We start from the raw sequence: 24,665 nt of genomic DNA, 5'->3' as shown, positions 1-24,665 counted from the left end.
GGCTATCAATAGCTAACCGAGATTATTTTGTAAATAGCAATGTGAAAAAAGTATCTCGGCTAAGCCACTAATTTACCTTTTACAGGATAAATAAACCCAAAGAGCAGCGAGTGCTCTTTGGGGGACTAAAATCCATTAACGCTGATACACATCATGCATCAAATGGTCTATGCACTGGACTACCCGCATACTGGCGTCTTCCATCACATGGAGTTGTTTAACCATGTCGGACAAGTTGCCTTTTTGTCTCGCTGCCAACGCCGCTTTACCCGCATCGTGCACCGCCTTATGGGGAGCGTCGAGGGCTTTAAAGTTGCTTAAATGCTGATAATTTTCCGCGCCAAATCCTTTGAAATACCATTGGCCTAAGCGACATTCGGTATGTGAATTAACGCTATGATCATGCTTTGGTTTTTCAATTAGTTGGTAAACATTACTCTTCCAGACTGCATGGTCGAGTTTAGTGGTGTTAAGGAAAGAGGTGGTCGCCGCATTATGGATCACCTGCTGCATTTTATGTGACCGCTGAAGGACATCCTCAACCACGTGGCCGATTTGTGTCGATGAGGCTGCAATATCGCTGGCACTGGATTGATTGGTGTTAACAATATTCTTAATCTCGCTTGCTTGGGTAACTATCTGTTTTACTAACTTTTCAATCTGGCTGCTGGCCTCGTGAGCCTTACTCGCTAGTTGCCTAACTTCGTCGGCGACCACTGCAAAACCGCGGCCTGCTTCGCCCGCGCGGGCAGCTTCAATGGCGGCATTGAGGGCAAGTAGGTTGGTTTGCTCTGAAATCCCTTGAATGGCAGAAACAAACTGGTTGATGGATGATGTCGTGCCATTAAGAGCGGTCACGGCTTCCATGCTTTGGCTCGCTTGAGTGTTTATCTCATGTGCCCTTTGGCCTAAGTTCGCAATGGCGAGCCTAGTTTGATCGAAAATGGCATCAAGTTCGGAGAGAGAATCCTTTTCTTCGGTGAGTTGAGTCGCACTGCTCGCTAAGCCATCTCGAATCGCATTTAACATTTCGCCGCCCTGATTTTGACAGGCTATGACCTCGGTAAACAGATCGGCCGCTTGGCGTGACTGTTGTTTCATTGTTTCGTGTTCATGGATGATGGTTTTTAGTTCATCTAATTCTTGTTGATGCTGCTGTTGTAATTGAATGAGCTGTTGCTTGAGAGCGTTATTTTCAGACTTGAGTTGAGCGTTAAACCACATATAAACCTCTAGTTATTGTTATGGCGACAGCTTATTAATTTTATGGTGCAACCCCAGCGAGGTTGAAATAAATCGCAAGCTGCTGGTGGTTAAATATTAGTGTATGCCCAAGCTTCATTGATAAAAGAACAGTGGATTTATGAGCTTGAGCAAATAAATGCTTAATAATGAGGGAATACAAGTCAGTTATTGCTGAATACCTTGTATTCCCATCATCAATCTTGAGCCTAGAGCTGTGCCGTTATCCTTTGGGTGAGTGTATTGAACAACGGCACTTTAAGTCTCAATTTACCTATGCCGTCGGTAAGTCGAGTATCAGAGTGGCAATACTAAAGTAAACCAGCACACCAATGATATCGGCTATTGAGGTGATAAGTGGCGCGCTGGCTGAAGCGGGATCCATTTTTAACTTGCTGAGTAAAAAGGGCAGTGACATACCAATCAGGCTGCCAATGAGCACCACAATTTGCATGGTCAGTGCGACGACGAGGGCAATTTCAGGGCCGCCGCGCCAGAAACCGAGCAAGGAAACCGCCAGTGCCATACTGGCGCCGAGTAATCCCGCAACCCCTAACTCGCGCCCTAGCAGAGAGAGCCAATCCTTGAGTATCACTTCGCCGGTGGCTAATCCCCGCACCATTAAGGTAGCGGATTGGGAGCCTGCATTACCGCCGCTGTCGATAAGCAAGGGCAGAAAGAACACTAAAGACACATAGCTCGAAATCGTATCTTCGAAGAAGGCGATACCGGCCCCCGAGAAGATATTGCCAAAGACCAAAATCACCAACCAGACCACGCGCTTACGGTAGAGTAGCCCTATGCTTGCTGTCTTTAAATTGTGCTCGATATTGCCTATGGCCGCGTTTTTGGTGAACTCGAGATCGGCCTGTGAGCTGGCAATATCCATCGCATCGTCATAGGTCACAATCCCCACTAATTGCCCCTTGCCATTGATGATGGGCAAAGCTAGCAGATCGTAATGGGCGATCATCTGCACCGCTTCTTGGCATTGGGCGTTAGCATCTAAGGCAATGGGGTTGGGCTTCATAAAATCGACCACCCGTTTTTCTGGCTGAGCCAGCAGTAATTGCCGCAGCGAGACGGTACCAATTAAGCGCCCCAACATATCAACCACATAGGCTTGATATATGGTTTCTTTGTCGGCGGTTTCCGTGCGGAGCATATCAATCGCTTGGGCGGCGGTATGTCGACTATTGAGCAAGGTATAATCCGATGTCATCGCCGCACCGACCTTGGTTTTATCGTAGGCGGCTAAGGTGCGCAGATCTTCCCGTTTAGCCTGCGCTAACACGGGCAAGAAGAGTTGTTGCTGCTCAGGTTCAAGCAGATTGTAGAGATCGGCGCGCTCATCCGCCGCCATCGTCAGCAAGAGCGACGATAGTGTGGCTTTATCAAGCTGTTGCACTAATGCGGCTTGCTGCTCATCGCTTAAATAGCGCAGTAAATCGGCGGCAACTTTTGCTGGTGCCAGTTGCAAAAATACTAATTGCTGCGACTGACTAAAGGTGCTGATCGCGGCGGCAATGTCCGCGGGATGGCGCTCTTTGGCCAAGGCGACCATGCCAGCGCTGTCGCGTTGTTCTAGGATGATTTGCAGGGCTAAGATGATTTGCTTAGTGTTTTTTTGGTTGTTCATGTTCATAGGTCATTCTCCCAACGAGCTATTAGCCAAAGAAAAAAGTGATATCTGCACCGAATTGCTGGGCATTTCCCTTAAGGTCGTTGCCTAGGCTGAATTCGAGTTGCAACTGTCTTTTGAGTAACCATTGATAGGCAAGCCGGTAGGCGTGTGCCTCGGGTGCCTTGCGATAAATTTCGCCGACCCATTGCTGATCTGCGCTTGGCGCTAGGGCAATGGCGACGCCCGCGATCAGTTGCGGCGACTGAGCCGCATGCTGATAAAAGCCCAAATTGCTATAGAGGCGTAAATCCAGCTCCGCCATCTGATATCCCATAATGCCGAGCACTTCTGCGCTAATGGGGTGATGGTCTTGATGATGGTGTTGCAGATTCATGGCCAGCGCGCTCTGCCAAGGGCCCGTGCCAACGTGCAAGGGCAATTTAATGCCCAGCTCGGTTTGCTGTTCGCTATTGCTGCTGTCTGCTTGATCTTCAACGCTTAGGTGTTGATGTTCAAACCCTAAGTGCCATTCCCATTGTCCTTGGTTGCAGGTCGCCGCCGTTTTGAGTGTTGAGGCAGAGTGATCGGACCTAGGTTGTTGCCAGCCGAGTTGCAGCTCGCAGCGCTCGGCGATGCCGGGATCATCAAGGTCCAGCAAAGAAGCGTTTACCGTGACGCTAAGGCATAGCCCAAATAGGGCCAAAGGTTGCCGAGCTAAGGTGGATGTATGCTTGATATAAGCCATAGGTAAACTCCCAAAGTAAGGGAAGTCTACTGGGGCAAAACATGCGTGAAGATGTATTCAATGGCCAGCACTCTAGCTCCAGCGCAAGGCCGGATAAAACCAATAGCCGAGCGCATGCACGGGCATGATTGGCCATGAGTAAAGGCTTAAATTGAATAAATGGGAGTGGAGTGAGGAAGCGTCACGCTACTACCCTGCCTAGCAGGTAGCAGCAAAAACATTGCGGGCTAGTGCTAGGTGTTTAATCCTGTCACTTGGACAGGGCATCTACTGTCACTTATGTGTGTGCCCACAGTGGGTCTCCGCAATGATAAAAGTGGCTAGATTCTAAACCGCGAAAACGCAAAGTCAAACCCGAACGCCAATTCGCCATGTTTATGTTTGAATATGGTTTCCATTCTTGGGTGAATTGAATTGGTTGGTTTTCATCTTGTTGTGCCTTGGTGACTGAATGTTCTCTGCGAGTGGGGTTGTTGTTGGTTTTATGGGCTTTCCTGCCTAGGTCGCTGGTGGCAAGGAGCATGCTGCGATTGATGACCCAATCGATTTAGGTATAACCTTGGGTATCACGCCTTAAGATGGCATCTCTTGCCTAAGTTGTTGGGTAAAGAGATATTTTGACGCGAAAATCCGTTAAAGGCGCTGTTGAGTGCATGATTTGGCTAAAGAGGAATAATACTGTGGCGCAGCATTCCCCAGAATTGTCGAGTTCGACTGAGGCAACGCAATCGAATATTAAAATTGCGACCGTGAATTTATTTAACTTTATCGAGCCGCCCTCAGCCTTTTACGATTTTGAGAATATCTATAGCCACGGCCAATGGCAGAAGAAGTGCCAGTGGTTTAGTGAGTTGTTGAATCAACATCATCCGGATATTGTCGGGTTTCAGGAGGTGTTTAGCCCCGAACCGTTACGCCAGCTTGCGTTGCAGCTGGGACTCTCTTACTTTGCGGTGGTCGATAGCGCGATCTTGGTCAGTGACTATATCTACCAAAGCCCTGTGGTAGCCTTGGCGTCTCGCTTCCCTATCCTTGAGGTACATGCTATCGAGCCTGAGGCGCACTTAGTGGCGGCGATGGGCTTGTCGAGCGAATTTGCCTTTAGCCGTAAAGTGTTACGGGCGACGGTGGCGGTGCCGCAGATTGGCCCCTGTGATTGCTATGTGGTGCATTTTAAATCTAAGCGGCCGGGATTAGCTCTTGAACCGCATCCTTTGGGCTTATTGTTAAATGCCCCGTCGGATCTTAAGTTACACGCAGAGACTAAGTTATTAACCGAACAGGCCCTCGGGCGCTGGGCCTCGACCATGCAGCGGGGGGCTGAGGCGGCATTGCTGTTCCATGCCATACTCGCCAGAAGGCAGACTGCAAAATATCCGGTGATCCTGATGGGGGATTTTAACGATAGTTTGTCCTTAGGCGCGCTGGATGCGTTAACGCTCCAAGGCGAAGCACTGCACAGTAACGATATAAAAGCCGCAGGGCTTAGGCATTTATCCGATGCGGCATTAGCGCAAGTGTTTGGCCACTATCGATTACAAGACGCCTATGAGCTATTTATCGAAGCCAATGTAGCCGATAACGCCGTCCATTACCGTGAGAATAGGGCGCCCACCCATTACTATGGCCCTAAAGGTTCTGTGCTGGATTATGTGTTGCTTTCCAATGAGTTTGATGCCAGCGATAGCCGCAGTTTGGCGCAGGTGGTGGATTATCAGACCTGCGATAGACACTTAGTCAGGCCAGAATATGAGCGCGATGCCTATAGTACCGACCATGCGCCCGTGATGGTGGAATTAGCACTGCGGCGTTAGCTGCTCAAACTTTAATTGTTCGGCTGAACACTCAATATCAAGCCTAATTGAAACCAAGCTTGCAGTGCTTGTAACAGCTGCTGCATGGCCTCTTCTGGCGCAAAAAAGTTCAGCATCAATTCGCATTGCTCGGCAATATTGGCGCCGTGAATAAATCCTTGAATCAAGGCTAATTGGTATTCTGCAAGGGAGATAAACTCCGTTAAACGGCTTTCACCGCGCCAAAGTAGCCAAGCGCGTTTACCTTGATAATCGGGCGCGGGCGGGACTTGTTGATGCTTTAAGGCTTGCCAGGTTTCGACCGCATTGCTGGCACACTCAAATAGCTGCACGCTAGGGTGAAAACGCAGTTGGCAATAGGGCCAAGCATCGGCGGGTAAGGATTGCAGCGCCACAAAGCTTGCGCGTTTTTCATCCTTGGCATCGAAGGCATTGAGTAGTCTGCGCTCGAATCTGGCGATATCGCTGATAATCGGATACTGACTAAAAAAAGCGTCGCTGGCTAAGTAGTCGGGCAGGGCATCGGCAAATTGGCGTAGCGAGGTAAAACGTGAGGGCTGGTGGGCGATATAGCCATTGGCCATCCGCGCGAATAAGTCATCGCCTAAATACAGACCGAGTATTTCATGGTCGGTATCGAGGACTTCGGTTAAGCGAATGCGATAGGCATTGGCGTAAATCTGCATCCGTATATCACGGCCAACGCCGCCTTGCTCGGCAACCTTGTCGCTAAAGGATTTCTCTATAGTTTCTGGTATCGGCATTTGGGCGGCGCTTGCCAGCAGATAATCCATAAATTGCTGTTGGATCTCGCTAAGTTGACTCATGCCACCGTCTCCTGCCGCGGTCTGTAAACCAGAGGATGTGACTCGCCTGACGTGGTGCGGGCGATGTTGCGAGCAATCGCCAACTCGGCTTCCAATGCATTAAATTCGGGGATATTGGCATCGCGCTCGATCATAGTGCTGACGCCGCCAAAGCGGGTTAATGCCTGCCGATACAGCTCCCAGACACTAGGGCAAACGTCGTGATCATGGGTGTCGATAACATAGTCGCCGTAATCCGAGTGACCCGCTAAGTGAAATTGTTGCACCCGATTAGGCGCGACTTGCAGCAGATAATCCTCAGGGGGAAACTGATGGTTACGGGCACTGACGTAGATGTTGTTGATATCTAACAGCAATAGGCAATCGGCCTCCTCGGCTACCGCGTTAACAAATTGCCATTCATTCATGGTGGAATCTTGGTAGGACAAATAGCTGGAGACGTTTTCCATCAGAATGCGGCGACCTAAAAAGTCCTGCACTATGCCGATGCGCTCGGCCACGTGTCTGACGGTTTCTTCGGTGTAGGGGAGAGGCAGTAAGTCATGGCTATTGATGCCGTGGATGGAGGTCCAGCAAATATGATCCGAAATCCATTGGGGCTGCACTTCATTGGCGAGTTGTTTAAGCGCCTTGAGATAATCCATATTCAGCGGATCTGTACTGCCGATGGATAAAGAAACGCCGTGCATCACCAGCGGATAACGCTCGGCAATCTCACTCAGGTAATAGCGGGGTTTTCCGCCCGCGACCATAAAGTTTTCCGAGAGTATCTCGAACCAGTCGACCTCGGGCTGATGCCTAAGCACATGATCGAAGTGCTGGGTTCGCAGTCCTAAACCAAAACCTAGGGTGGGGTGAGTGAGACTCTGCTTATCCATGTATAAACCTTATGTTGACTGAGTGGCTGAAGCGATCAATATTCCGACCGCTTCTTTATCGATAAACACCTATTTGTCTTAGGCGCCGACTTTACCGCCTAAGTCGCCACAGGCTTTGGCTGGGGTGGCCACAAAACCACTGCCTTTACAGCTGGCGTGTCCGGCGCAGGCATTGTCAGCGGTCTTGCAGTCGTTATGGCCTTTACAGGTATTGATACCATAGCAGTGCACTAGCTCGGTATTGGCGATTTTGCCCACCCAATCATCGGCTACTTTGCCGCCGACATCGCCACAACTTTTGGATGGCATAGCCACAAATCCACTGCCTTTACAGCTGGCGTGGCCGGCGCAGGCATTGTCTACGGTTTTACAATCGTTATGGCCTTTACAGGTATTCACGCCATAACAGTGGACGAGGTCGCTACTGTCGGCGCTGGTCATGGGTTCTGCTGCATTCACTTGGCTTGCCATACCGGCCATGGCCATAGCAAGTGCTGCACCCGAAAGTGCGGTTTGGGCTTTCTTATTCATGGTCTATTCCTTTGCATATCTGACGATATGAGTATCTTGTTGATTAGCTTGCTTTTATAACGACAGCACCAATAGGCAGCATATAAAGCGGATGGATAAATACAGGAATAAGCCTAGTTGCTTGTGCAGCTTTTGCTTAAGTCCTGTTACTGGAATAAGACCTTAAGGGAGGAGAATATCTTTCAGCGCAATGTTGTTTATCTCATCTATAATCGCGCTGGCTTGCCAAAAATCGGCTGTGACAACTGGGTTTTGCGGCGAAAACTAAGCTATGATCGCCATCACTTAGCGCGGCACTATTACGCGTTGTTGACAGTGGACGCGCGTGGTTGACGGTGGACGTGTGTTGTTTACGGTGGATGGCTCGCGCTCAAACGATATTAGGTATATTATCCGCTTCCATTTTTTGAAGACGGCGCCTGACGAACTTAACGCAGTTTGTTGTGGCGGTTCAATTTAGCAAGGCGGTACTTTTTTAAGGCGGTACTATGGCAGTCAGAATCAAACTTAAACCCGGTCGCGAAAAGTCCCTTGAGCGTCGTCATCCTTGGGTCTTTTCCAACGGGATCCACAACGTTAAAGGTAAGCCCGAAGCGGGCGAGACCGTCGATGTGGTTGCCCATGATGGTCATTGGTTGGGCCGTGGCGCCTGGTCTCCTGAGTCTCAAATCCAAGTGCGGATTTGGACTTTTGATCGCGAAGAAGAAATCGACCGTGAGTTTTTTAAGCGCCGTATTCTGCGTGCCCAAGCGGGCCGCGACGATCTTATTCGTGAACAAGGTTTAACCGGTTACCGCTTAATTGCCGCCGAGTCCGATGGTCTGCCCGGTATCACCATTGATAAATACGCCAATGTGTTGGTCTGCCAATTGCTGAGCATGGGCGCCGATGTATGGCGTGACACTATTGTTGATGTGCTCGCCGAGCTGTATCCCGATTGCGCGATTTACGAGCGCTCTGACGTCGATTCCCGTAAGAAAGAAGGCTTAGCCTCTACCATGGGACTGCTCCATGGCACGTTGCCTGAAATGCCCGTCATTATTGAAGAAAACGGTATTAAGATTGCCGTCGATGTGACTAAGGGTCATAAGACTGGCTTCTACCTCGACCAGCGCGACAACCGTGCCATGGCCGCGCGGTTTGTGAAGGGTAAATCGGTGCTGAACTGTTTTTGCTACACGGGCACCTTTGGCCTGTATGCTGCTAAGGCGGGCGCGGCCAGCATTGAAAACGTTGACGTGTCGGCACTTGCCCTCGATACCGCGCGTTTGAACATGCGAGTCAATGGCTTAAATGATGACAATGTGCATTACAACGAAGCTGATGTGTTTAAGTTACTACGTCAGTACCGCGATGAGGGTAAAACCTTCGATGTGATCGTACTCGACCCGCCAAAGTTTGCCGACAACAAGTCGCAGCTCAATGGCGCCTGCCGTGGCTATAAAGATATCAATATGATTGCGCTGCAGTTATTAAATCCAGGCGGGGTGCTGTTGACCTTCTCTTGTTCGGGATTAATGCCAGCGGATCTGTTCCAAAAAATCGTTGCCGATGCGGCTTTGGATGCCAAACGTGAGATCCAATTTATCGAGCGTTTAAGCCAAGCGAGCGATCACCCGATTGGCAGCGCCTTCCCAGAAGGTTTTTACCTCAAGGGCTTAGTGGCTCGAGTGTGGTAATCGCTTAATAGCCTTAGTGTCATAAAAAATGAGGGTCATAAAAAATGCCGGTGCAGTTGCACCGGCATTTTTGTTTCTCGCGTGGGAGTCTTTCGACTCACTTTGCCTTAAGCGGTAAAGGTTTTCACGCCTTCAGGGGTGCCAACCAGTAACACATCGGCGCCGCGTTTCGCGAACAGGCCGTTGGTCACTACGCCGACGATGGCGTTGATCTTCTCTTCTAATTCCTTAGGATTGATGATCTTAAGGTTGTAAACGTCGAGGATCACGTTGCCGTTATCCGTGACAACGCCTTCACGGTACACAGGGTCACCGCCGAGTTTGACCAGTTCACGGGCCACGTAAGAGCGCGCCATTGGGATCACTTCAACGGGCAGTGGGAATTCACCCAAAATATCCACTTGTTTAGTGTTATCCACGATACAGACAAACTTTTCAGCCACAGCCGCAACGATTTTCTCGCGGGTTAATGCCGCGCCGCCGCCTTTGATCATGTCCATATGGCCGTTGATTTCATCGGCACCATCGACATACACAGATAATTTATCGACGCTGTTTAAGTCATAAACGGGGATGCCAAGGGCTTTCATCTTTTGGGTTGAGGCTTCAGAGCTTGATACCGCACCTTCAATATCGGCCTTCATGGTGGCGAGGGCATCGATAAAGTGATTGACGGTTGAGCCAGTGCCTACACCCACAATGCTGTCTTTCTCAACGTATTTGAGAGCAGCCCAGCCTGCGGCTTTTTTCATTTCATCTTGAGTCATGTTGACATCCTGTAATGGCAAATGAGTAAAAAATTCTGGGCTTAGTATACTCTTTTCCATCAAAGTGTGTGGTGCTATTGCACTGTAGCTGTGATCTCGTGCAGTGTCCTGTTTACAGTGCTTACAGATTTAATCACTCAGCGAACTCGTTAAAATAAGTGATGCGCCTAAGATAAAGCCCATTTCGCTATTGACGATTCGCTAGGCGGGCTTAATCTAACTAAGTTACTATGGCAAAAGCAGAATTGATAAAAACAGCATTATTTATTTAAGGGAGCATGTATGGCAGGGGCGAGTTTATTAACCTTACTCGATGATATTGCGTCCATATTGGATGACGTGGCGGTAATGAGTAAGGTCGCGGCCAAGAAAACCGCTGGGGTATTAGGGGACGATTTGGCCTTAAACGCCCAGCAAGTCACGGGTGTGAGTGCTGACCGTGAATTACCCGTGGTTTGGGCGGTCGCCTTAGGCTCATTTCGCAATAAATTGATTTTAGTGCCCGCGGCTATGTTGATCAGCGCCTTTATTCCTTGGGCGGTGACCCCCTTATTGATGTTCGGCGGCTTGTTTTTATGTTTTGAAGGCTTTGAGAAATTACACCACAGCTATAGTCATCGCAAAGACAAACATGCGGAGCAGACCGAATCTGACTTACCCGAGATAAGCGATCTCGCGGCCTATGAGAAGGAAAAGGTGAAGGGCGCAATTCGCACCGACTTTGTGTTGTCGGCAGAAATTATCGCCATCACTTTAGGCATAGTCGCGGACAAGTCGCTAACGACACAATTTTTCACCCTCGCGATTATCGGTATTGTGATGACTATAGGTGTTTATGGTCTGGTGGCGGCGATTGTCAAAATGGACGATGCGGGTCTGTATTTGAGCCAGCGTCAGGGCGAATCGAGTTTTACTCGCTTTAATCGTAAGTTGGGTTTTGGCTTGCTCAGCGCGGCCCCCGTGTTGATGAAGAGCTTAACCATTATTGGTACTGCCGCCATGTTTATGGTGGGCTGCGGCATTCTGACCCATGGATTACATTGGGTTGGCGAGCAAATTCACCATGCCGAGCAATTTGTGGAAACCATTGCCGTTGTCGGCCCTGTACTTGGGTTACTGACGCCGAGTGTGCTCAACGCGCTCTTTGGTATTGCAGCGGGCGCAGTGGCGGTACTACTGATGACGGGATTCCAAAAGCTGCGGAGTTGATCCATTTTTCATCCTTTATTGCTGGCCATTATTGAGTCAGCTAACCCGAGTTGCGCGAGTACCAAGGTGCTTGCTGCGAGTATTTCAGCGCTCAAGGACGAAGTATGCAATTAATGCGTTATTGCCTTTCTCCCAATAAGTTGGCTTGGCTGCGTCAGGAATTAGGTGAACACGCCGATGAGCTTATCGCGGCGATGGATAAAGCAGGGAGTCACTATCTAGCTGGGTTAGCCGAATCCCAAGCGGGGGACTTATCGGCAGCCGATTCGCAACTAAAGTTCCAATGGTTTCAGCAGAAGCTTGCCTTAACCACGCGATTAACTGATGCCGAGCTGGCAAATCTTACGCCACTGTCGCTGGTGGATATAAGGGGCGAAATACGGGAGGAAATGCGGGTTGAAATGCATGTTGAATTAGTCACGCTCGATAAGCTTGCCACCGCATTACAACAACTTAGCCGTGAATCCGTACTGGGGTTTGATACCGAAACGCGGGCAAGCTTTGAGCCGGGCGTTCAACATCCCTTGAGCTTAGTGCAACTAGCGACCTCCGATACCTGCTATTTATTTCAGCAGGCGGTATTGGGTGAGAGGCTCGCCGAACTTAAACCGTTGCTGGAAAATGAGCAGATCCTCAAAGTGGGGATTGGATTAAGGGGCGATGGCCAAGCACTGAAACGGGATTGGGATATTCAGGTATCCCCACGACTCGATTTGAATTGGGCTATGGCGCAGCTTGGTGCTGGGAAGGAAATGGGCACGCGGCAATTGGTGGCGGTATTACTGCATAAACGCATCGATAAGCCTAAAAAAATTACCCTCTCGAATTGGCAACAGGTGCCTTTATCCCAAGCGCAAGTTCAGTACGCCGCCCTCGATGCATTGGCGGCAAACCTGTGTTTTTGGCAGTTAATCGACAAGCTGCAAGGTTTTTATGGCAAAACGACTGTCGGCAATAAACCCTTATTGCCGCCGAGTTTAGCCGCACGACTAGCAAGCTATTTTCATCCGGCTTAAGACTTAAGATAAGCTCGCGAAGATAAGGATTAGGGGGACGAGCGATGTTGGATGCGATTTGTGTACTTACAACCGAGACTGCGGCAGAACAGGCTTCGTCGCCACTACGACTCAACCCTAATGCGCAGACCAGTGTCACCTACAGTGTGTTCAAGTTTCAGCAGTTACCCGAGGCTGAGATTGAGCGTTTGCGCCAGCATTTATATTGCCCCGCCTGCTACGGCAAAGCCTATTTTCGTAAAGCATCTAAGGATGGTAAGGCTGCCTGTTTTGGCTCCCGTTACCATAAGCTCGATTGCATCGAATTTAATCCGTCGGCGCAAAAGTCCCGTGAAGAACAAGATGCCCTCGAAGTGCAGCAACAACTGCTCGACGCCGATGCCTTGGTTATCGATTTTTCGCTCAATCCCAGTAACAAGAGACCCTATAACTCAACGCTCAAAGTGAACGCTCCCCAAGAGCAAGAGGTTGGGTCCAAAAGTAAAACTGCAAATAAGACCGAGCCATTAGAGTCAGTGCAGGAGCCTAAAGCTGGCTATCAGGTGGCGGCCGATAAGCCCGAGATAGCCATCACGGCAAAGCGTACTCCGAGCCAAGGGCTAGAAAAGTTACTCCATAGCCTGCTGCGTGGCTCGGATCTGGCGACTTCGGATCTTTGGGTTTACACCGATGATGAGCGTAAGTACCGCTGGCGGGCGAAGAATTTGTTTGTGAATTTTGCCGATGCGGATCCTACAGATAATAAACCCCATATGTACTGGGGCACTATCTCCCACAGCGACCCGACCTTATCTTGGCTTAATCCCGCCGACAGTAAAGACATAGGTATTCCTATTGAGGGCGTCAAAACTAAACTGTTTAAGCGCTTTAATATCGAAGATAAACGGGATTTAGAGGGCGCAGGGCTTATCCTGTTTGGCAAGTGTTTTTGGAATAAGGATAAGACCCGCAAAATTATCCAGCTTTGGGACAATGATTTGCGGCGAATTTTTATCTCAACCCTTGATGATTAACCATCCGTGATGGGATTTGGTCGCGAGTGCGTGGTACACGTTGCGCTTTAATTCATCTTTTAAGGAATTTTCACGACTCTTTTGTGAGTTTCTGTGCCATAGGCAGGGTATTAGGTTTCAATATTTACTTCATAGTCAGTAGGTTTTACACATACAGTACTAAGCGTAAATGCCGACTTTTTCAGCTTTATGCCAATTAAATCAACAGTAGATGCAAAACTTGTTTGAAAATTCCTCAGTTAATTAAGTTTGTCATAAAAAGTCCTTTACCTTTGAGAGTGCTTTTAGCATAATGCCCCACGTCAACAGGGGTGTAGTTCCAATTGGTAGAACAGCGGTCTCCAAAACCGATGGTTGCGGGTTCGAGTCCTGCCACCCCTGCCAAATAAAACAACGGCTTGCATAGAAATATGCGAGCCGTTTTATTTTGCGCGCGATAAAATTTCCCTGCGCATTTGCTTACATTTGTTAAGTAAAGGTATTTGCAACTTTCGTAGGAGCTAACATACAATCGCAAGCCCTTTGGTTTGAGGATGTATGGTTTGGGTTCTGTGATGCAAACAAGGCGCAGATTAGCACTATGGCTTGCAGCCATCTTAGTGTTGCTGTCTGTTGCGTTTGCGGTGCACAGTGTTTCCCACCTCAATGATGATACCAAGGCCCATTGCGCGCTGTGTTTGCATCAGCACCAATTGCAGCATGCCATCTCATACTCTCCGCTAGATTTTCAAGTTACTCAACAGGGCGTTATCTCGGTTGAGTTTGATGTTATTTCCTTTAAGACGCCATTTAGGCGCCACTTTCATAGCCGTGCGCCGCCGCTAACAGCCTAACTCCTGCTTTTTATCTATTTCTCTTATTTTTCGAGCGCCTTGGCTTAACCAAGGTGCCCGATGCTGTTTATTTTTGGAGTAAAAAATGGCTGTTTATATGAGCCACAAGCGCTCGGCATTCGTGCTGGGCGTGGCGTTATTGGCGTTGGATGCGAGTGTTCCCCTATTGGCCGCCGAGGCTATGCCAACTGATACCACTGGACTTAATGACGATATCGAGCGTTTAAGCATTCATTATCGTCAGGCATACCGCGGCAATGTGCCAGCGACTGAGTTGCCCCAGGCAATTACTGTGCTGGATGAGCAACTGATTAAAGATACTGGGCTGACGCGTTTTCAAGACTTATTGGATTATTCCGCCAGTGTCGCGCGGCAAAATAACGGTGGTGGGTTATGGGATAGTTTTTCGTTACGGGGCTTTCCTGGGAATGAAAACATGCCATCGGGCTATTTAATCAATGGTTTTAATGGTGGTCGAGGCTTTAGCGGCCATAGAGACCTATCGAACGTGGCCTATGTTGAAATCCTCAAAGGCCCGGGCTCGGCGCTTTATGGACGCTCGGAGCCCGGCGGCACTGTGAATATTGTGACTAAAAAGCCGCAGTACGAGGCGCAGGGCTATTTAAAAGCGTCCGCGGGGAGTTTCGAACAATATCGTTTGGAAGGGGATTTTACCTCGGGGCTGACCGATAACTTAGCCTTTAGGATCAATGGCGCTTGGCAGGAGCATGACAGTTTTCGCGATTACGTGTTTAGCGATAAAAAAATTGTCACGCCATCGCTGCGCTGGCAATTGTCGGATAAGTCATCGCTCCTGTATGAGGTTGAATATCTTAGGCAAGAACAGTTATTTGACCGTGGCGTAGTAGTGCTCAATAACGACTTTAATACCGTGCCCCGTTCGCGTTACTTGGGCGAGCCCAACGATGGGCCAACTAAAGTGGATGCGACTGGGCATCAGCTTACCTATGAGTATGAATTAAATGAGGATTGGTCGCTTACCGCGGGTTATAACTATCGCGATTCGAGTCTGAATGGCTACTCATCGGATGCTGAATTAGCAAAGGGGCGTCAATCCTTATATGACGATGGCCGTACTCTGACCCGGCAACATCGCTATCGAGATTACGCCTCTGAAGACCATTCAGTGCGTGCCGAACTCAGCGGCCAGTTTGATACTGGCAGCATAAGACACAATCTGCTGCTCGGAACGGATGCCTATCATTATCGACTAAAAACGGGACTCTACCGTTATCGAGGCCAGAAGGGCGCCTATGCAATCGATATTTTTGCGCCTCAATATGGCGCGGTTCAGCCTGAGGTCAGTCTGCTGTATGAAAACCGAGAGACTCAAGATGCCTGGGGCGCCTATTTACAGGACCAATTGGAGTTATCCGAGCACTGGAAACTACATTTAGGGTTAAGGTTTGATCGTTATTCCCAAGAAATCGCAGAGCAGGTGAACGCGAGTCTGTCGAAACAAAACGATCACAGGATCAGCCCAAAAGTCGGATTAGTTTATCAATGGTCTGAGGCGTTAAGTGTTTACGGCTCCTATTCGGAAGGCTTTTTACCGCTTTCAGGCACTGATTATGCGGGTAATCCCTTCGAGCCTGAGGAGAGCAAATCCGTCGAGTTAGGGGTTAAGTTCAACAGCACTTGGTTTGAGCTACCCGTCAATGGCAGTTTGGCTTGGTTTGATGCGCAAAAGAGCAATATCTTGACCTCAGATCCCGTTAATGTCGGCTTTTCGGCGACCCTTGGCGAAGCTAAGAGCACGGGAATTGAATTGGATATTGCGGCCGAGTTGACCGAGAGCTTACAAGCGACCTTGTCCTATGCCTACCTGAATACCCGCACGGCGAACGACAGCCTGAATCTGGATTGGGGCGTGTTAATTCCGGTGGGGAGTCCGCTGGTCAATGTGCCAAAACACTCGGGCAGTGTCATCCTCAAGCAGGACTTAAATGATCTTTCTATTGACGGTCATTTAGGGTTGAGTTGGCGTTATGTGGACTCACGCTTGGGCGATTCGGCCGATCCAAGTTTTCAATTACCGAGTTATCAGCTGCTTGGAATGTTCTTCACTACTCGGCTTGGCGAAAACCTAAGTCTCGCGCTCAATGCCGATAACCTGCTGGATGAGCACTATATCGCCAGCAGTTATTCGGCGCTGTGGGCCGTACCGGGTGAGCCACGTAACGTTAAAGTGAGTGTTAGCTATGAATTCTAATACCACAGTGACACCCGAGGCTTTGCTGGTGGCGCCTAAACTGCAAGGGCGTCAGCGGATCAATAGCATCGACATGATGCGCGGCTTAGTGATGTTGATTATGTTGCTCGACCATGTGCGGGAGCGGTTTTTCCTGCATATGCAGGTGAGCGATCCTATGGATTTAAGTACTACAAACTGGGCGCTGTTTGTCAGCCGTTTTGCGGCGCACTTTTGTGCGCCGGTCTTCGTCTTTTTAACTGGGGTTTCGGCTTGGCTTTACGCCAATCGTGGCTATGGCGAACCGCGTTCTGCGCGCGAGTTTTTAATCAAGCGCGGACTATTCTTAATCGCTCTCGAAGTGCTGGTGATTAATTTCTCATGGATGGGCAATTATCACACCCTGTGGTTGCAGGTGATTTGGGTGATAGGACTGAGCATGTTGGCCCTCGCGGCATTAATCAACCTCCCAAGGTTGTGGATGGCATTACTCGGGCTATTGATTATCTTTGGCCATAACCTATTGTCGCCTATTCATTTTACGCCAGACGAGTGGGGCTATAGTCTGTGGACGATATCGCACGACCGAGGTTATTTGATTGCCGAGGGCGAGCTTAAGCTGAAGATAAGTTACCCAGCGCTACCATGGATTGGCGTGATTTTATTGGGCTATGTAGCAGGCCCCGTCTTTGGCCGAGGGGGAGATGCGTGGCTGCGTCAGCAAAAATTAATACTGTTAGGGCTTGGCTGTATCGTGCTGTTTGGCTTGCTGCGTGGATTCAATCTCTACGGCGAGACGCTGCCTTGGCAGTTTGGCGATATCTTAGGCCAAACCTTAATGTCGGTATTCAATCTAACTAAGTATCCGCCATCTCTCAGTTTTTTGTTGGTGACCTTGGGCGGGATGTTCTACGGCTTAGTCGTGTTTGAGCGCTATTTTGCGACAGGCAGAGTATTAGGTTGGATGGGGCAGAGGTTAGCAGTGTTTGGCTCAGTGCCTATGTTCTTCTATATCTTGCACTTATATGTGCTGCTGTTGCTGTATTCGCTGGCTAAATGGGGATTTGGCGCAAACCATGGCGAGCTTTTTGGCGTAGCGCATATGGGGTGGGTATGGATGATAAGCTTAGTCTTGATCCCTTTACTCTATTATCCCGTGCGCTGGTTTAGCCGTTACAAAGGACAGTGTCAGCAGGCTTGGCTTAAATATCTCTAAATAGAATTTAGCATCGATAAATGTCCAATAAAAATGGCCGAGCGCGTGACTGCTCGGCCATTTGGCTTGGGGATGATGAAAGGGTTATTCGCTTAATAAGCTACGTAACATCCACGCATTTTTCTCATGGAGTTGGATGCGCTGGGTGAGTAAATCTGCCGTTGCCTCATCGTTAGCTTGGCTAACCAAGGGATAGAGCGCACGAGCGTTTCTGATCACTACTTCTTGGTCGCTTAACAGTTCACGGATCATGGTTTCGGCTTTAGTGACACCTTGATCTTCACGGATTTCAGTCAACTTGGCATAGGCCGAATAGGAACCTAATGCCCTTGCGCCTAATGCGCGCACTCGCTCGGCGATTAAATCGACGGCTAAGGCAAGCTCGGTATATTGCTGTTCAAACAATAAGTGCAAGCTAGTAAACATGGGGCCTGTGACGTTCCAGTGGAAGCTGTGGGTCTTAAGGTAAAGGCTGTAGCTGTCGGCCAATAACTGATTTAACCCAGCGGCGATTTCTTCTCTGTGACTCTGGTTGATGCCGATGTTAATCATGGAAATTCCTCCTATTGTCCTACTCAATGGAGATAGCTTATCAAATGAGCTAAACATCTAAAGCGGTTAAAATAGATTTTATAAATCGAATTTATAGATTAATCTTTGCAGCCTAATTGGGATTTTGGGATGGATTTGCATGGAGACCTGCGTCGTGACAATAACATTCAGCCCATTTAGCTGGTATCCTTGTACTTGTGTTAGAACCTAATGAAACCCCAATAACCCCATGAATAAATCAGCCTATTTAGCCGCAATGGAGATTACTCCCTGGCAGCTTCGCGATACTAAAGTGCGACCTTGTCAAGTGGTTTGGGATGCAGACGAGATGACGCCCGCCGCTGAGCCTTTACTCGAAACCGTGCTGGGATTAATCGGCATCAGTAAGGACGACTGTGAGTTCAACACTGAGCCACATAAGGGCAAAACCATCGTCTGGGATTTACGCCGCCACAGGGTTAGGCCCAGAGTGGCTTGGTTAGTGTCGGATCCCTTAGCGGACTTACTGTCTCGCAGTGAGGCAAAGCGTGCCTTATGGGCGCAGATCTGCCAGTGGCGTGAACAGCAATTAACGGCCTAAGCCTCTATTGGTCGTACCCTGTATACATTATCTTAAGTTGCCTTTTAATTTGGATTTTCCCGTGAGCCATCAAGTCCTTAAGACCCTTAGTGAATCGTTGCAAATTGTGCTCCTGACGCCAACGGATGTAAGCCAAATGGCGCGCATTGAAGCCAGCGCCCATTCCCATCCTATGAGTGAGAATAATCTTGCCGATTGTTTTGGCCACTTGTACCGCGTCCTTGGATTAATGCAACGCGATGGCGAGTTACTCGGCTTTGCGATTGTGCAGCAGATTGTTGATGAGGCAACACTGCTGGATATTTGTTTGTCGCCAGCGCAACAAGGGCGAGGTTATGGGCATCAGCTACTCACGGCGGTTATCGACGGCGCTAAGGCTGCCAAGGCCGTGGTGCTGATGCTGGAGGTTCGCGAATCAAACCTTGCGGCACGCGCGCTCTATCAGAAGCGGGGCTTTGTCGAAACCGGTCGTCGCAAAGGCTATTACCCTTTGGCTGATGGCAAAGAAGATGCAATTTTGATGGATTTAGCCTTAAGCGAAACGGCTTAAGGTTTTAGAGGAGGATAAAAAAACAGCGCTTTAGCGCTGTTTTTTTATGGGATTAATAAAGCGAAGATTACTTCACTTCTTTACCTTGAGCTTGCAGGTCGGCATGGTAGCTTGAACGCACTAATGGACCACAGGCGGCGTGAGTAAAGCCAAGCTCATCGGCAAGGACTTTAAGCTCATCGAACTCGGCTGGTGACACGTAACGCTCAACCGGCAGGTGGAACTTAGACGGTTGCAGATATTGGCCTAAGGTCAACATTTCCACCTTGTGTTCACGTAAGTCGCGCAGCACTTGGGCGATTTCTTCGTTGGTTTCACCTAGACCCATCATCAGTCCCGATTTTGTCGGCACATTAGGGTGACGCTCTTTAAAGCGCTTCAGTAGGTCGAGTGACCATTGATAGTTCGCACCCGGACGCGCTTTGCGGTAATGCATAGGCGCAGTTTCGAGGTTGTGGTTGAACACATCAGGCGGCTCTGTCGACAGAATGTCGAGGGCTGCGTCGATACGACCACGGAAATCGGGCACTAAGATCTCAATCTTAATTTCAGGATTGAGCTTACGGATCTCACGGATACAGTCGGCAAAGTGCTGGGCACCGCCATCACGCAGGTCATCGCGGTCAACCGAGGTGATGACCACGTATTTCAGCTTCATATCGCGAATGGTTTGTGCCAGTTTGACCGGCTCATCGCTATCAGGCTTCAATGGACGGCCATGGGCCACGTCGCAGAATGGGCAGCGGCGAGTACAAATTGCGCCCAAAATCATAAAGGTCGCGGTGCCGTGGTTAAAGCATTCTGCCAAGTTAGGACAGGAAGCTTCTTCACAGACCGAGTGCAGGCCATTCGAACGTAATGCTTGCTTGATCTCGAGAATGCGTTGGTTAGAAGCGGGCAGTTTGACCCTTAACCAATCGGGTTTGCGTAACATGGTTTCGCGCTCAGAGGGCACGATTTTAACCGGAATGCGCGAGACCTTATCGGCATCTCTTAATTTGACTCCGGGTTGTAAACGTTCAGGCCTATTCATGACGCTGCTAATCCTTGATGATGAACTAGTTGTTGGTAGCCCAATAGTTGGCTAAGGGTAATAATGAGTTGGTCGCCTGCTTCTATCACGGTTTGTGGGCCGCCCAGTTCCTTGCATTGCACCATTTCAAGCCCGGCATAACCGCAAGGGTTAATGCGGCGAAACGGCGCCAGATCCATATCGACATTCAGTGCTAAGCCGTGGAAGGAGCAGCCTTTACGAATGCGAAGCCCTAAAGAGGCGACTTTGCGCTCATCCACATACACGCCCGGCGCATCGGCCTTGGCGTAGGCATTGATATCGTATTTGGCGAGCATATCGATAATGCTTTGCTCGATGTGGGTCACTAGCTGACGGACGCCAATCTTGCTGCGTTTAATATCGAGGAGAGGGTAGACAACTAATTGTCCCGGCCCGTGGTAAGTCACTTGGCCGCCACGATCCACTTGGATCACGGGAATATCACCCGGATTCAAAATATGTTCGCTTTTACCTGCTTGGCCTTGGGTAAATACGGCTGGATGTTCAACGATCCACAGCTCGTCTGGGCTATCGCCGTTACGAGTGTCGGTGTAATGCTGCATCGCATGCCACACAGACTCGTAATCCTGTTGTCCCAGATGCCGAATATGCAAAGTGGTGTCTTGCAAGGGCAACCTCTCCCCTAGAATTGAGTGGCGCTATTATACGCCTCTTGACCATAAATGTAAGACAGATCACATTTCATGGCCTTGAGGAATACTTATAGTACGCGGCGTACGCCTTCGATACCGGCAAGCTCAGTGTACAGTGTCTCAATATGATCTTTGCTGGTCACTGTGACGCGGATGGTCACTGAGTAGTAGCTACCTTTGCTTGAGGCCTTAACCGTGGGTGAATAATCACCAGGCGCGTGTCTTTGCACTACGGCAACGACTCTGTCGGTCAGGGCTTCGTGGGCATCGCCAACCACTTTGAAGGGGAAGGCGCAGGGGAACTCCATGAGTTCATCAAATTTCGTGTTTAACATAGTCGTGCTCTATAACCATTTTAATGGGAAATATATGGTGACGATTATACCCGATTCAAGGGCGATACTCCCCCAAAAACAACTAAGCCACCCGAAGGTGGCTTAGTTTTTGTGATTCGGATTAGCTAAACCAACCAGAAAACAGTTGCTTAAAGTAATCAACTAATTTGCTGAACCAGCTGCCTTCGTTGACTTCTTGCAGGGTAACCAGTGGGAATTGCGCAATATCTTTGCCATCTAACTGGAAGTATAAGCGGCCAACGGTTTCACCTTTTTTCAGTGGTGCGTCAAGTGGCTTAGTCAGTTCGAAGTTGGCTTTTAAGTCTTTCGCGCGGCCACGGCTGATGGTGATTGGGGTATCAGTCGCTACACCTAAATCGACAGTGCTCTTATCGCCGTACCAAATTTGTTGGGTCACGAAGCTGTCGCCCGCCTTGTAAGGGGTGACGGTTTCGAAGAAGCGGAAACCATAGGTAAGCAGCTTTTTACTTTCGGCTTTACGGGCGGCTTCACTCTGGGTGCCCATTACCACTGAAATTAAACGCATGCCGTCTTTGGTAGCAGATGCGACTAAGTTATAACCTGCGCCAGAGGTGTGGCCGGTTTTGATACCGTCGACATTCATGCTGTTATCCCACAGCAGGCCGTTGCGGTTATATTGCTTGATACCATTGAAGGTATAATATTTTTCACTGTAGACACGGTATTCTTCAGGCACGTCACGGATAAGCGCAGCACCTAATAACGCCATGTCGTAGGCTGTTGATTTGTGGTTTTCAGAGTCTAAACCGTGGGAGTTCTCGAAGTAGCTGTCACGCATGCCAAGCTGCTTGGCCCATGAGTTCATCATGTCGACGAAGGCGCCTTCGGTGCCGGCAATGTGTTCGGCCATGGCCACACAGGCATCGTTACCCGATTGGATGATGATGCCGCGGTTTAAGTCGGAAACCTTAACGGTTTTACCCACTTCGATGAACATTTTTGATGAGTCAGAGAAGTTCTTCGACCACGCATTTTTACTGATGGTCACATCATCATCAGGGGATACGTTACCGGCTTTGATTTCTTGACCAATCACATAACTGGTCATCATCTTCGTTAAGCTGGCTGGGTTTAAGCTTTCGTAGGCATTTTCTTCGGCAATGATTTGGCCCGAGTAATAATCCATCAAGACGTAAGCCTTGGCGGCAACTGTAGGTGCATCAGGGGTAACAATCGGCTGCGCAGCATAAACAGGAAGAGAAACACTCGAAATTAGCAGCAATGTTTTAATGGGACTTTTTACAAAATTCATCATTAACTTAGCACGTCTTTTTGGTTGTATTGAAAGAAAAGGCAAAATAGTTTCGCGAGTATACCACCCTTCGACAAAGGTTTTCAGTGAAGGTTCCTTCATCTGGGGTATTTTTAAGCTAAATCTACATCTTATAGTGAGCGGTCACTACTCTAAAACCATATAGCCTTCGGGGTAACCGTCTTGTTTCACTTTATTGAGTAATCGGTCGGCCAGTTCGGTTTGGCCAATTGGACCGAGCTGCAGTCTATACATATTGTTTGCCGGTTGTACACGGGTCTTGACCTGATATTTCTTCTCCAGATCCTTCGCCATTTTGTTCAGCCTATGCTGATCCTTCGAAGCCACCAATTGTATGTAGTGATTGCCTGAGGATTGGATACTGGCTATGGCCGATTGTGTCGCGGCCTGAGTACCAATATAGATCACATCTAGCTTAATCCGTGCGGTGCCTGTGCCTAACATACCCAGCTTATAAGCGGCGGCGTAGGATAAGTCTAAAATCCGGTCCGAATGGAAAGGGCCGCGATCGTTAATCCGAATAATCACCTGCTTATTGTTATCTAAGTTAGTGACGCGGGCATAGCTCGGCAGGGGCAAGGTCTTGTGGGCACCTGACATGCCATACATGTCGTAGGGTTCGCCGTTCGATGTCTCATAGCCATGGAATTTCTCGCCGTACCACGAGGCACGGCCCGTTTCGGAAAAGCCTTGGCCCGAATCTAACACCGTATAGGACTCACCATAAACCGTGTAAGGTTTATTACCGCGACGGCTGTAGGGCTCGTATTTGGGGGTCGCGTTTGGCACATGGTCCACATTGGGTGGATTGATGGGCATCTTATCGTTTTTAAGCGCGTAACGGCCCTTATTGGGATCCATGTTCTTGTTCTTCTCGCTGGCCGAGCCAGAATTAGAACTCGAGCAGGCCGCGAGCGCAAAACAGCAGCCGAGCATCAAGAGCGGTAAAAGGTTATTTTTTAGCGTCATGTTGTTGCTTCAGTTGTTGGCTAAATTGGTAAACGGCCATGGAATACAAAGGGCTACGGTTATAACGGGTGATCACATAAAAGTTATTGAGTCCTAACCAGTAGTCCTTGCTATCCACTTGTTCCAGCTCGATGAGCATGGCCTTTTGCGAGGCATCTAAATCGCGGGCGGTGGCCAGCGATAAGCTTGGTGAGAGAATATCAGAAACCTTGTAGTGTAACTTCTCGCCGGCCCACACTTTGGCTTTAGGCGCATTGGTACTGCTGTTCACTAAAGGGATCGCAACGGGCGCGTGCAATTGCCAGCCGTGTTCATGGAAATAATTGGCGACACTGCCAATGGCATCCTCTGGACTCTGGAGCAAATCACGGTTGCCGCTGCCATCAAAATCCACGGCATAGTGGCGGTAGCTTGAAGGAATAAACTGACCAAAGCCCATGGCTCCGGCGTAGGAACCCTTGAGGCTATTGATATCTAAGTGTTCTTCTTTTACCAACTTCATCAGCTCGCCAAACTCCTTGCGAAAGAAGGTGGCCCTTGGCTCGTAATAAAACCCTAAGGTATAGAGCGCGTCGATTACCGGATAATTACCTGTGTACTGACCATAGAAGGTTTCGATACCAATAATGGCCACAATAATTTGTGGCTCGACTTGGTACTTTGTCGCGGCCTTGGCAATCGTTGCCTCGTGTTTTTTCCAGAAGGCTAGACCTGTATTGAGGCGTTTTTCGGTGAGGAAAATCGGATAATACTGGTGCCAAGGCTTGGCTTCCCAAGGGCGAGAAATAGCATCGATAACGGCTTGGTTGTAGTTGGCCTTTGCTAAAAAACTTTCAACTTCGGCTTGGGTAAAGCCTTGTGCCATTTGGGTTTTAATAAATTCTGCCTTTAAGGCTTCGGGTAAGACTGGCGCAGGGGCCTGTGTGGTCACGGCCGCACTTGGAGGCGGTGTAGGTGCCGCAGGCTCGTTTGCCGTCGAGCAACCAAGGAGATATGAACTGAGGCAAAGTACTGCCAGTGGAGCCAAACAAGCTCGAAGAATAGGCATTAA

24 protein-coding genes and 1 tRNA gene are annotated in these 24,665 nt (G+C 49.2%); 11 read left to right on the top strand and 14 right to left on the bottom strand.

All coding sequences use genetic code 11. From position 1 onward, the window contains the following. Nucleotides 1–135: 135 nt before the first annotated feature. From B5P39_RS06730 to B5P39_RS06720, 3 genes are all read right to left on the bottom strand, one after another. On the bottom strand, nt 136–1,224 hold the full coding sequence (locus B5P39_RS06730) for a methyl-accepting chemotaxis protein (protein WP_088210910.1): 1,089 nt from the start codon (nt 1,222–1,224) through the stop codon (nt 136–138). 292 nt (nt 1,225–1,516) lie between these two features. Beyond that, nucleotides 1,517–2,887, bottom strand: a complete 1,371-nt coding sequence (gene mgtE / locus B5P39_RS06725) for a magnesium transporter (RefSeq protein ID WP_088210909.1) — start codon at nt 2,885–2,887, stop codon at nt 1,517–1,519. 22 nt (nt 2,888–2,909) lie between these two features. Continuing rightward, the gene (locus B5P39_RS06720) at nt 2,910–3,611 is read right to left on the bottom strand and encodes a hypothetical protein (protein ID WP_088210908.1); all 702 of its coding nucleotides are present in this window, start codon (nt 3,609–3,611) and stop codon (nt 2,910–2,912) included. Nucleotides 3,612–4,291: 680 nt separating this feature from the next. Between B5P39_RS06720 and B5P39_RS06715 the strand changes: the two genes are divergently transcribed. Then, the gene (locus B5P39_RS06715) at nt 4,292–5,425 is read left to right on the top strand and encodes an endonuclease/exonuclease/phosphatase family protein (protein ID WP_088211135.1); all 1,134 of its coding nucleotides are present in this window, start codon (nt 4,292–4,294) and stop codon (nt 5,423–5,425) included. 11 nt (nt 5,426–5,436) lie between these two features. Here the strand turns inward: B5P39_RS06715 and B5P39_RS06710 are convergent, their stop codons facing one another. The 3 genes from B5P39_RS06710 to bufA2 form a co-directional block, all read right to left on the bottom strand. After that, nucleotides 5,437–6,252, bottom strand: a complete 816-nt coding sequence (locus tag B5P39_RS06710) for an HvfC/BufC N-terminal domain-containing protein (protein ID WP_088210907.1) — start codon at nt 6,250–6,252, stop codon at nt 5,437–5,439. Beyond that, nucleotides 6,249–7,130 carry an MNIO family bufferin maturase gene (gene bufB, locus B5P39_RS06705; protein ID WP_088210906.1) on the bottom strand — a complete coding sequence of 294 codons (882 nt, stop codon included), beginning with the start codon at nt 7,128–7,130 and terminating at the stop codon, nt 6,249–6,251. Before bufB ends, B5P39_RS06710 begins: the two co-directional genes overlap by 4 nt. Before the next feature lie 78 nt (nt 7,131–7,208). After that, nucleotides 7,209–7,661 carry a BufA2 family periplasmic bufferin-type metallophore gene (gene bufA2, locus B5P39_RS06700; protein WP_088210905.1) on the bottom strand — a complete coding sequence of 151 codons (453 nt, stop codon included), beginning with the start codon at nt 7,659–7,661 and terminating at the stop codon, nt 7,209–7,211. Between the two features lie 488 nt (nt 7,662–8,149). Here bufA2 and B5P39_RS06695 point away from each other — a divergent pair, with 488 nt between their 5' ends. Further along, nucleotides 8,150–9,340 (top strand): class I SAM-dependent rRNA methyltransferase, encoded by a 1,191-nt coding sequence (locus tag B5P39_RS06695; protein WP_088210904.1) that lies wholly within the window; start codon nt 8,150–8,152, stop codon nt 9,338–9,340. 107 nt (nt 9,341–9,447) lie between these two features. Here B5P39_RS06695 and rpiA read toward each other — a convergent pair whose 3' ends face one another. After that, nucleotides 9,448–10,107, bottom strand: coding sequence for a ribose-5-phosphate isomerase RpiA (rpiA, locus tag B5P39_RS06690; RefSeq protein ID WP_011621766.1), 660 nt, complete (start codon nt 10,105–10,107; stop codon nt 9,448–9,450). A gap of 282 nt (nt 10,108–10,389) precedes the next feature. Between rpiA and B5P39_RS06685 the strand changes: the two genes are divergently transcribed. The 7 genes from B5P39_RS06685 (at nt 10,390) to B5P39_RS06655 (ending at nt 17,606) form a co-directional block, all read left to right on the top strand. Further along, nucleotides 10,390–11,316 (top strand): DUF808 domain-containing protein, encoded by a 927-nt coding sequence (locus B5P39_RS06685; RefSeq protein ID WP_088210903.1) that lies wholly within the window; start codon nt 10,390–10,392, stop codon nt 11,314–11,316. A gap of 104 nt (nt 11,317–11,420) precedes the next feature. Further along, nucleotides 11,421–12,332, top strand: a complete 912-nt coding sequence (locus B5P39_RS06680) for a 3'-5' exonuclease (RefSeq protein WP_088210902.1) — start codon at nt 11,421–11,423, stop codon at nt 12,330–12,332. Between the two features lie 44 nt (nt 12,333–12,376). Beyond that, complete coding sequence (locus tag B5P39_RS06675) at nt 12,377–13,345, top strand: hypothetical protein (RefSeq protein ID WP_088210901.1); 969 nt, start codon at nt 12,377–12,379, stop codon at nt 13,343–13,345. A gap of 307 nt (nt 13,346–13,652) precedes the next feature. Continuing rightward, a tRNA-Trp gene (locus B5P39_RS06670) sits at nt 13,653–13,729 on the top strand. A 158-nt stretch (nt 13,730–13,887) separates the two neighbouring features. Continuing rightward, entirely contained in the window at nt 13,888–14,178 is a 291-nt protein-coding gene (locus B5P39_RS06665) for a DUF2946 domain-containing protein (protein WP_176399876.1), read from the top strand. A gap of 85 nt (nt 14,179–14,263) precedes the next feature. Continuing rightward, nucleotides 14,264–16,411 (top strand): TonB-dependent siderophore receptor, encoded by a 2,148-nt coding sequence (locus B5P39_RS06660; RefSeq protein WP_088210899.1) that lies wholly within the window; start codon nt 14,264–14,266, stop codon nt 16,409–16,411. After that, nucleotides 16,401–17,606, top strand: coding sequence for a DUF1624 domain-containing protein (locus tag B5P39_RS06655; protein WP_176399875.1), 1,206 nt, complete (start codon nt 16,401–16,403; stop codon nt 17,604–17,606). Before B5P39_RS06660 ends, B5P39_RS06655 begins: the two co-directional genes overlap by 11 nt. 84 nt (nt 17,607–17,690) lie before the next feature. Here B5P39_RS06655 and dpsA read toward each other — a convergent pair whose 3' ends face one another. Next, complete coding sequence (gene dpsA / locus B5P39_RS06650; protein WP_011621773.1) at nt 17,691–18,158, bottom strand: DNA starvation/stationary phase protection protein DpsA; 468 nt, start codon at nt 18,156–18,158, stop codon at nt 17,691–17,693. Nucleotides 18,159–18,387: 229 nt separating this feature from the next. Here dpsA and B5P39_RS06645 point away from each other — a divergent pair, with 229 nt between their 5' ends. Continuing rightward, the gene (locus B5P39_RS06645) at nt 18,388–18,738 is read left to right on the top strand and encodes a DNA polymerase III subunit psi (RefSeq protein WP_088210898.1); all 351 of its coding nucleotides are present in this window, start codon (nt 18,388–18,390) and stop codon (nt 18,736–18,738) included. A 97-nt stretch (nt 18,739–18,835) separates the two neighbouring features. After that, complete coding sequence (gene rimI, locus B5P39_RS06640; protein ID WP_176399886.1) at nt 18,836–19,288, top strand: ribosomal protein S18-alanine N-acetyltransferase; 453 nt, start codon at nt 18,836–18,838, stop codon at nt 19,286–19,288. A gap of 67 nt (nt 19,289–19,355) precedes the next feature. On the opposite strand, the gene lipA is transcribed toward rimI, so the two are convergent. From lipA to mltB, 6 genes are all read right to left on the bottom strand, one after another. Next, on the bottom strand, nt 19,356–20,321 hold the full coding sequence (gene lipA, locus B5P39_RS06635) for a lipoyl synthase (protein WP_088210896.1): 966 nt from the start codon (nt 20,319–20,321) through the stop codon (nt 19,356–19,358). Beyond that, nucleotides 20,318–20,971, bottom strand: coding sequence for a lipoyl(octanoyl) transferase LipB (gene lipB / locus B5P39_RS06630; RefSeq protein ID WP_088211133.1), 654 nt, complete (start codon nt 20,969–20,971; stop codon nt 20,318–20,320). The genes lipA and lipB overlap by 4 nt, the downstream gene beginning before the upstream one ends. Nucleotides 20,972–21,063: 92 nt before the next feature. Beyond that, the gene (gene ybeD, locus B5P39_RS06625) at nt 21,064–21,330 is read right to left on the bottom strand and encodes a DUF493 family protein YbeD (RefSeq protein ID WP_011621778.1); all 267 of its coding nucleotides are present in this window, start codon (nt 21,328–21,330) and stop codon (nt 21,064–21,066) included. A gap of 121 nt (nt 21,331–21,451) precedes the next feature. Then, the gene (locus B5P39_RS06620) at nt 21,452–22,627 is read right to left on the bottom strand and encodes a serine hydrolase (RefSeq protein ID WP_011621779.1); all 1,176 of its coding nucleotides are present in this window, start codon (nt 22,625–22,627) and stop codon (nt 21,452–21,454) included. Nucleotides 22,628–22,771: 144 nt separating this feature from the next. Then, complete coding sequence (locus B5P39_RS06615) at nt 22,772–23,614, bottom strand: septal ring lytic transglycosylase RlpA family protein (protein WP_088210895.1); 843 nt, start codon at nt 23,612–23,614, stop codon at nt 22,772–22,774. Next, nucleotides 23,598–24,662 (bottom strand): lytic murein transglycosylase B, encoded by a 1,065-nt coding sequence (gene mltB, locus B5P39_RS06610; RefSeq protein ID WP_088210894.1) that lies wholly within the window; start codon nt 24,660–24,662, stop codon nt 23,598–23,600. Before mltB ends, B5P39_RS06615 begins: the two co-directional genes overlap by 17 nt. Between the last annotated feature and the right edge of the window lie 3 nt (nt 24,663–24,665).

Origin of the sequence: Shewanella sp. Shew256, from assembly GCF_002196695.1 — a bacterium.
Classification (GTDB): Bacteria; Pseudomonadota; Gammaproteobacteria; order Enterobacterales; family Shewanellaceae; genus Shewanella; species Shewanella mangrovisoli.
Note: the sequence above shows the minus strand (reverse complement) of the source record. Positions and strands in the feature narration are given on the sequence as shown.

What these genes read in the sequence shown, in the direction of transcription:
- B5P39_RS06730 (WP_088210910.1), bottom strand. Translation starts at nt 1,224, where the DNA reads ATGTGGTTTAACGCTCAACTCAAGTCTGAAAATAACGCTCTCAAGCAA.
- mgtE (WP_088210909.1), bottom strand. Translation starts at nt 2,887, where the DNA reads ATGAACATGAACAACCAAAAAAACACTAAGCAAATCATCTTAGCCCTG.
- B5P39_RS06720 (WP_088210908.1), bottom strand. Translation starts at nt 3,611, where the DNA reads ATGGCTTATATCAAGCATACATCCACCTTAGCTCGGCAACCTTTGGCC.
- B5P39_RS06710 (WP_088210907.1), bottom strand. Translation starts at nt 6,252, where the DNA reads ATGAGTCAACTTAGCGAGATCCAACAGCAATTTATGGATTATCTGCTG.
- bufB (WP_088210906.1), bottom strand. Translation starts at nt 7,130, where the DNA reads ATGGATAAGCAGAGTCTCACTCACCCCACCCTAGGTTTTGGTTTAGGA.
- bufA2 (WP_088210905.1), bottom strand. Translation starts at nt 7,661, where the DNA reads ATGAATAAGAAAGCCCAAACCGCACTTTCGGGTGCAGCACTTGCTATG.
- B5P39_RS06695 (WP_088210904.1), top strand. Translation starts at nt 8,150, where the DNA reads ATGGCAGTCAGAATCAAACTTAAACCCGGTCGCGAAAAGTCCCTTGAG.
- rpiA (WP_011621766.1), bottom strand. Translation starts at nt 10,107, where the DNA reads ATGACTCAAGATGAAATGAAAAAAGCCGCAGGCTGGGCTGCTCTCAAA.
- B5P39_RS06685 (WP_088210903.1), top strand. Translation starts at nt 10,390, where the DNA reads ATGGCAGGGGCGAGTTTATTAACCTTACTCGATGATATTGCGTCCATA.
- B5P39_RS06680 (WP_088210902.1), top strand. Translation starts at nt 11,421, where the DNA reads ATGCAATTAATGCGTTATTGCCTTTCTCCCAATAAGTTGGCTTGGCTG.
- B5P39_RS06675 (WP_088210901.1), top strand. Translation starts at nt 12,377, where the DNA reads ATGTTGGATGCGATTTGTGTACTTACAACCGAGACTGCGGCAGAACAG.
- B5P39_RS06660 (WP_088210899.1), top strand. Translation starts at nt 14,264, where the DNA reads ATGGCTGTTTATATGAGCCACAAGCGCTCGGCATTCGTGCTGGGCGTG.
- B5P39_RS06655 (WP_176399875.1), top strand. Translation starts at nt 16,401, where the DNA reads ATGAATTCTAATACCACAGTGACACCCGAGGCTTTGCTGGTGGCGCCT.
- dpsA (WP_011621773.1), bottom strand. Translation starts at nt 18,158, where the DNA reads ATGATTAACATCGGCATCAACCAGAGTCACAGAGAAGAAATCGCCGCT.
- B5P39_RS06645 (WP_088210898.1), top strand. Translation starts at nt 18,388, where the DNA reads ATGAATAAATCAGCCTATTTAGCCGCAATGGAGATTACTCCCTGGCAG.
- lipA (WP_088210896.1), bottom strand. Translation starts at nt 20,321, where the DNA reads ATGAATAGGCCTGAACGTTTACAACCCGGAGTCAAATTAAGAGATGCC.
- ybeD (WP_011621778.1), bottom strand. Translation starts at nt 21,330, where the DNA reads ATGTTAAACACGAAATTTGATGAACTCATGGAGTTCCCCTGCGCCTTC.
- B5P39_RS06620 (WP_011621779.1), bottom strand. Translation starts at nt 22,627, where the DNA reads ATGATGAATTTTGTAAAAAGTCCCATTAAAACATTGCTGCTAATTTCG.
- B5P39_RS06615 (WP_088210895.1), bottom strand. Translation starts at nt 23,614, where the DNA reads ATGACGCTAAAAAATAACCTTTTACCGCTCTTGATGCTCGGCTGCTGT.
- mltB (WP_088210894.1), bottom strand. Translation starts at nt 24,662, where the DNA reads ATGCCTATTCTTCGAGCTTGTTTGGCTCCACTGGCAGTACTTTGCCTC.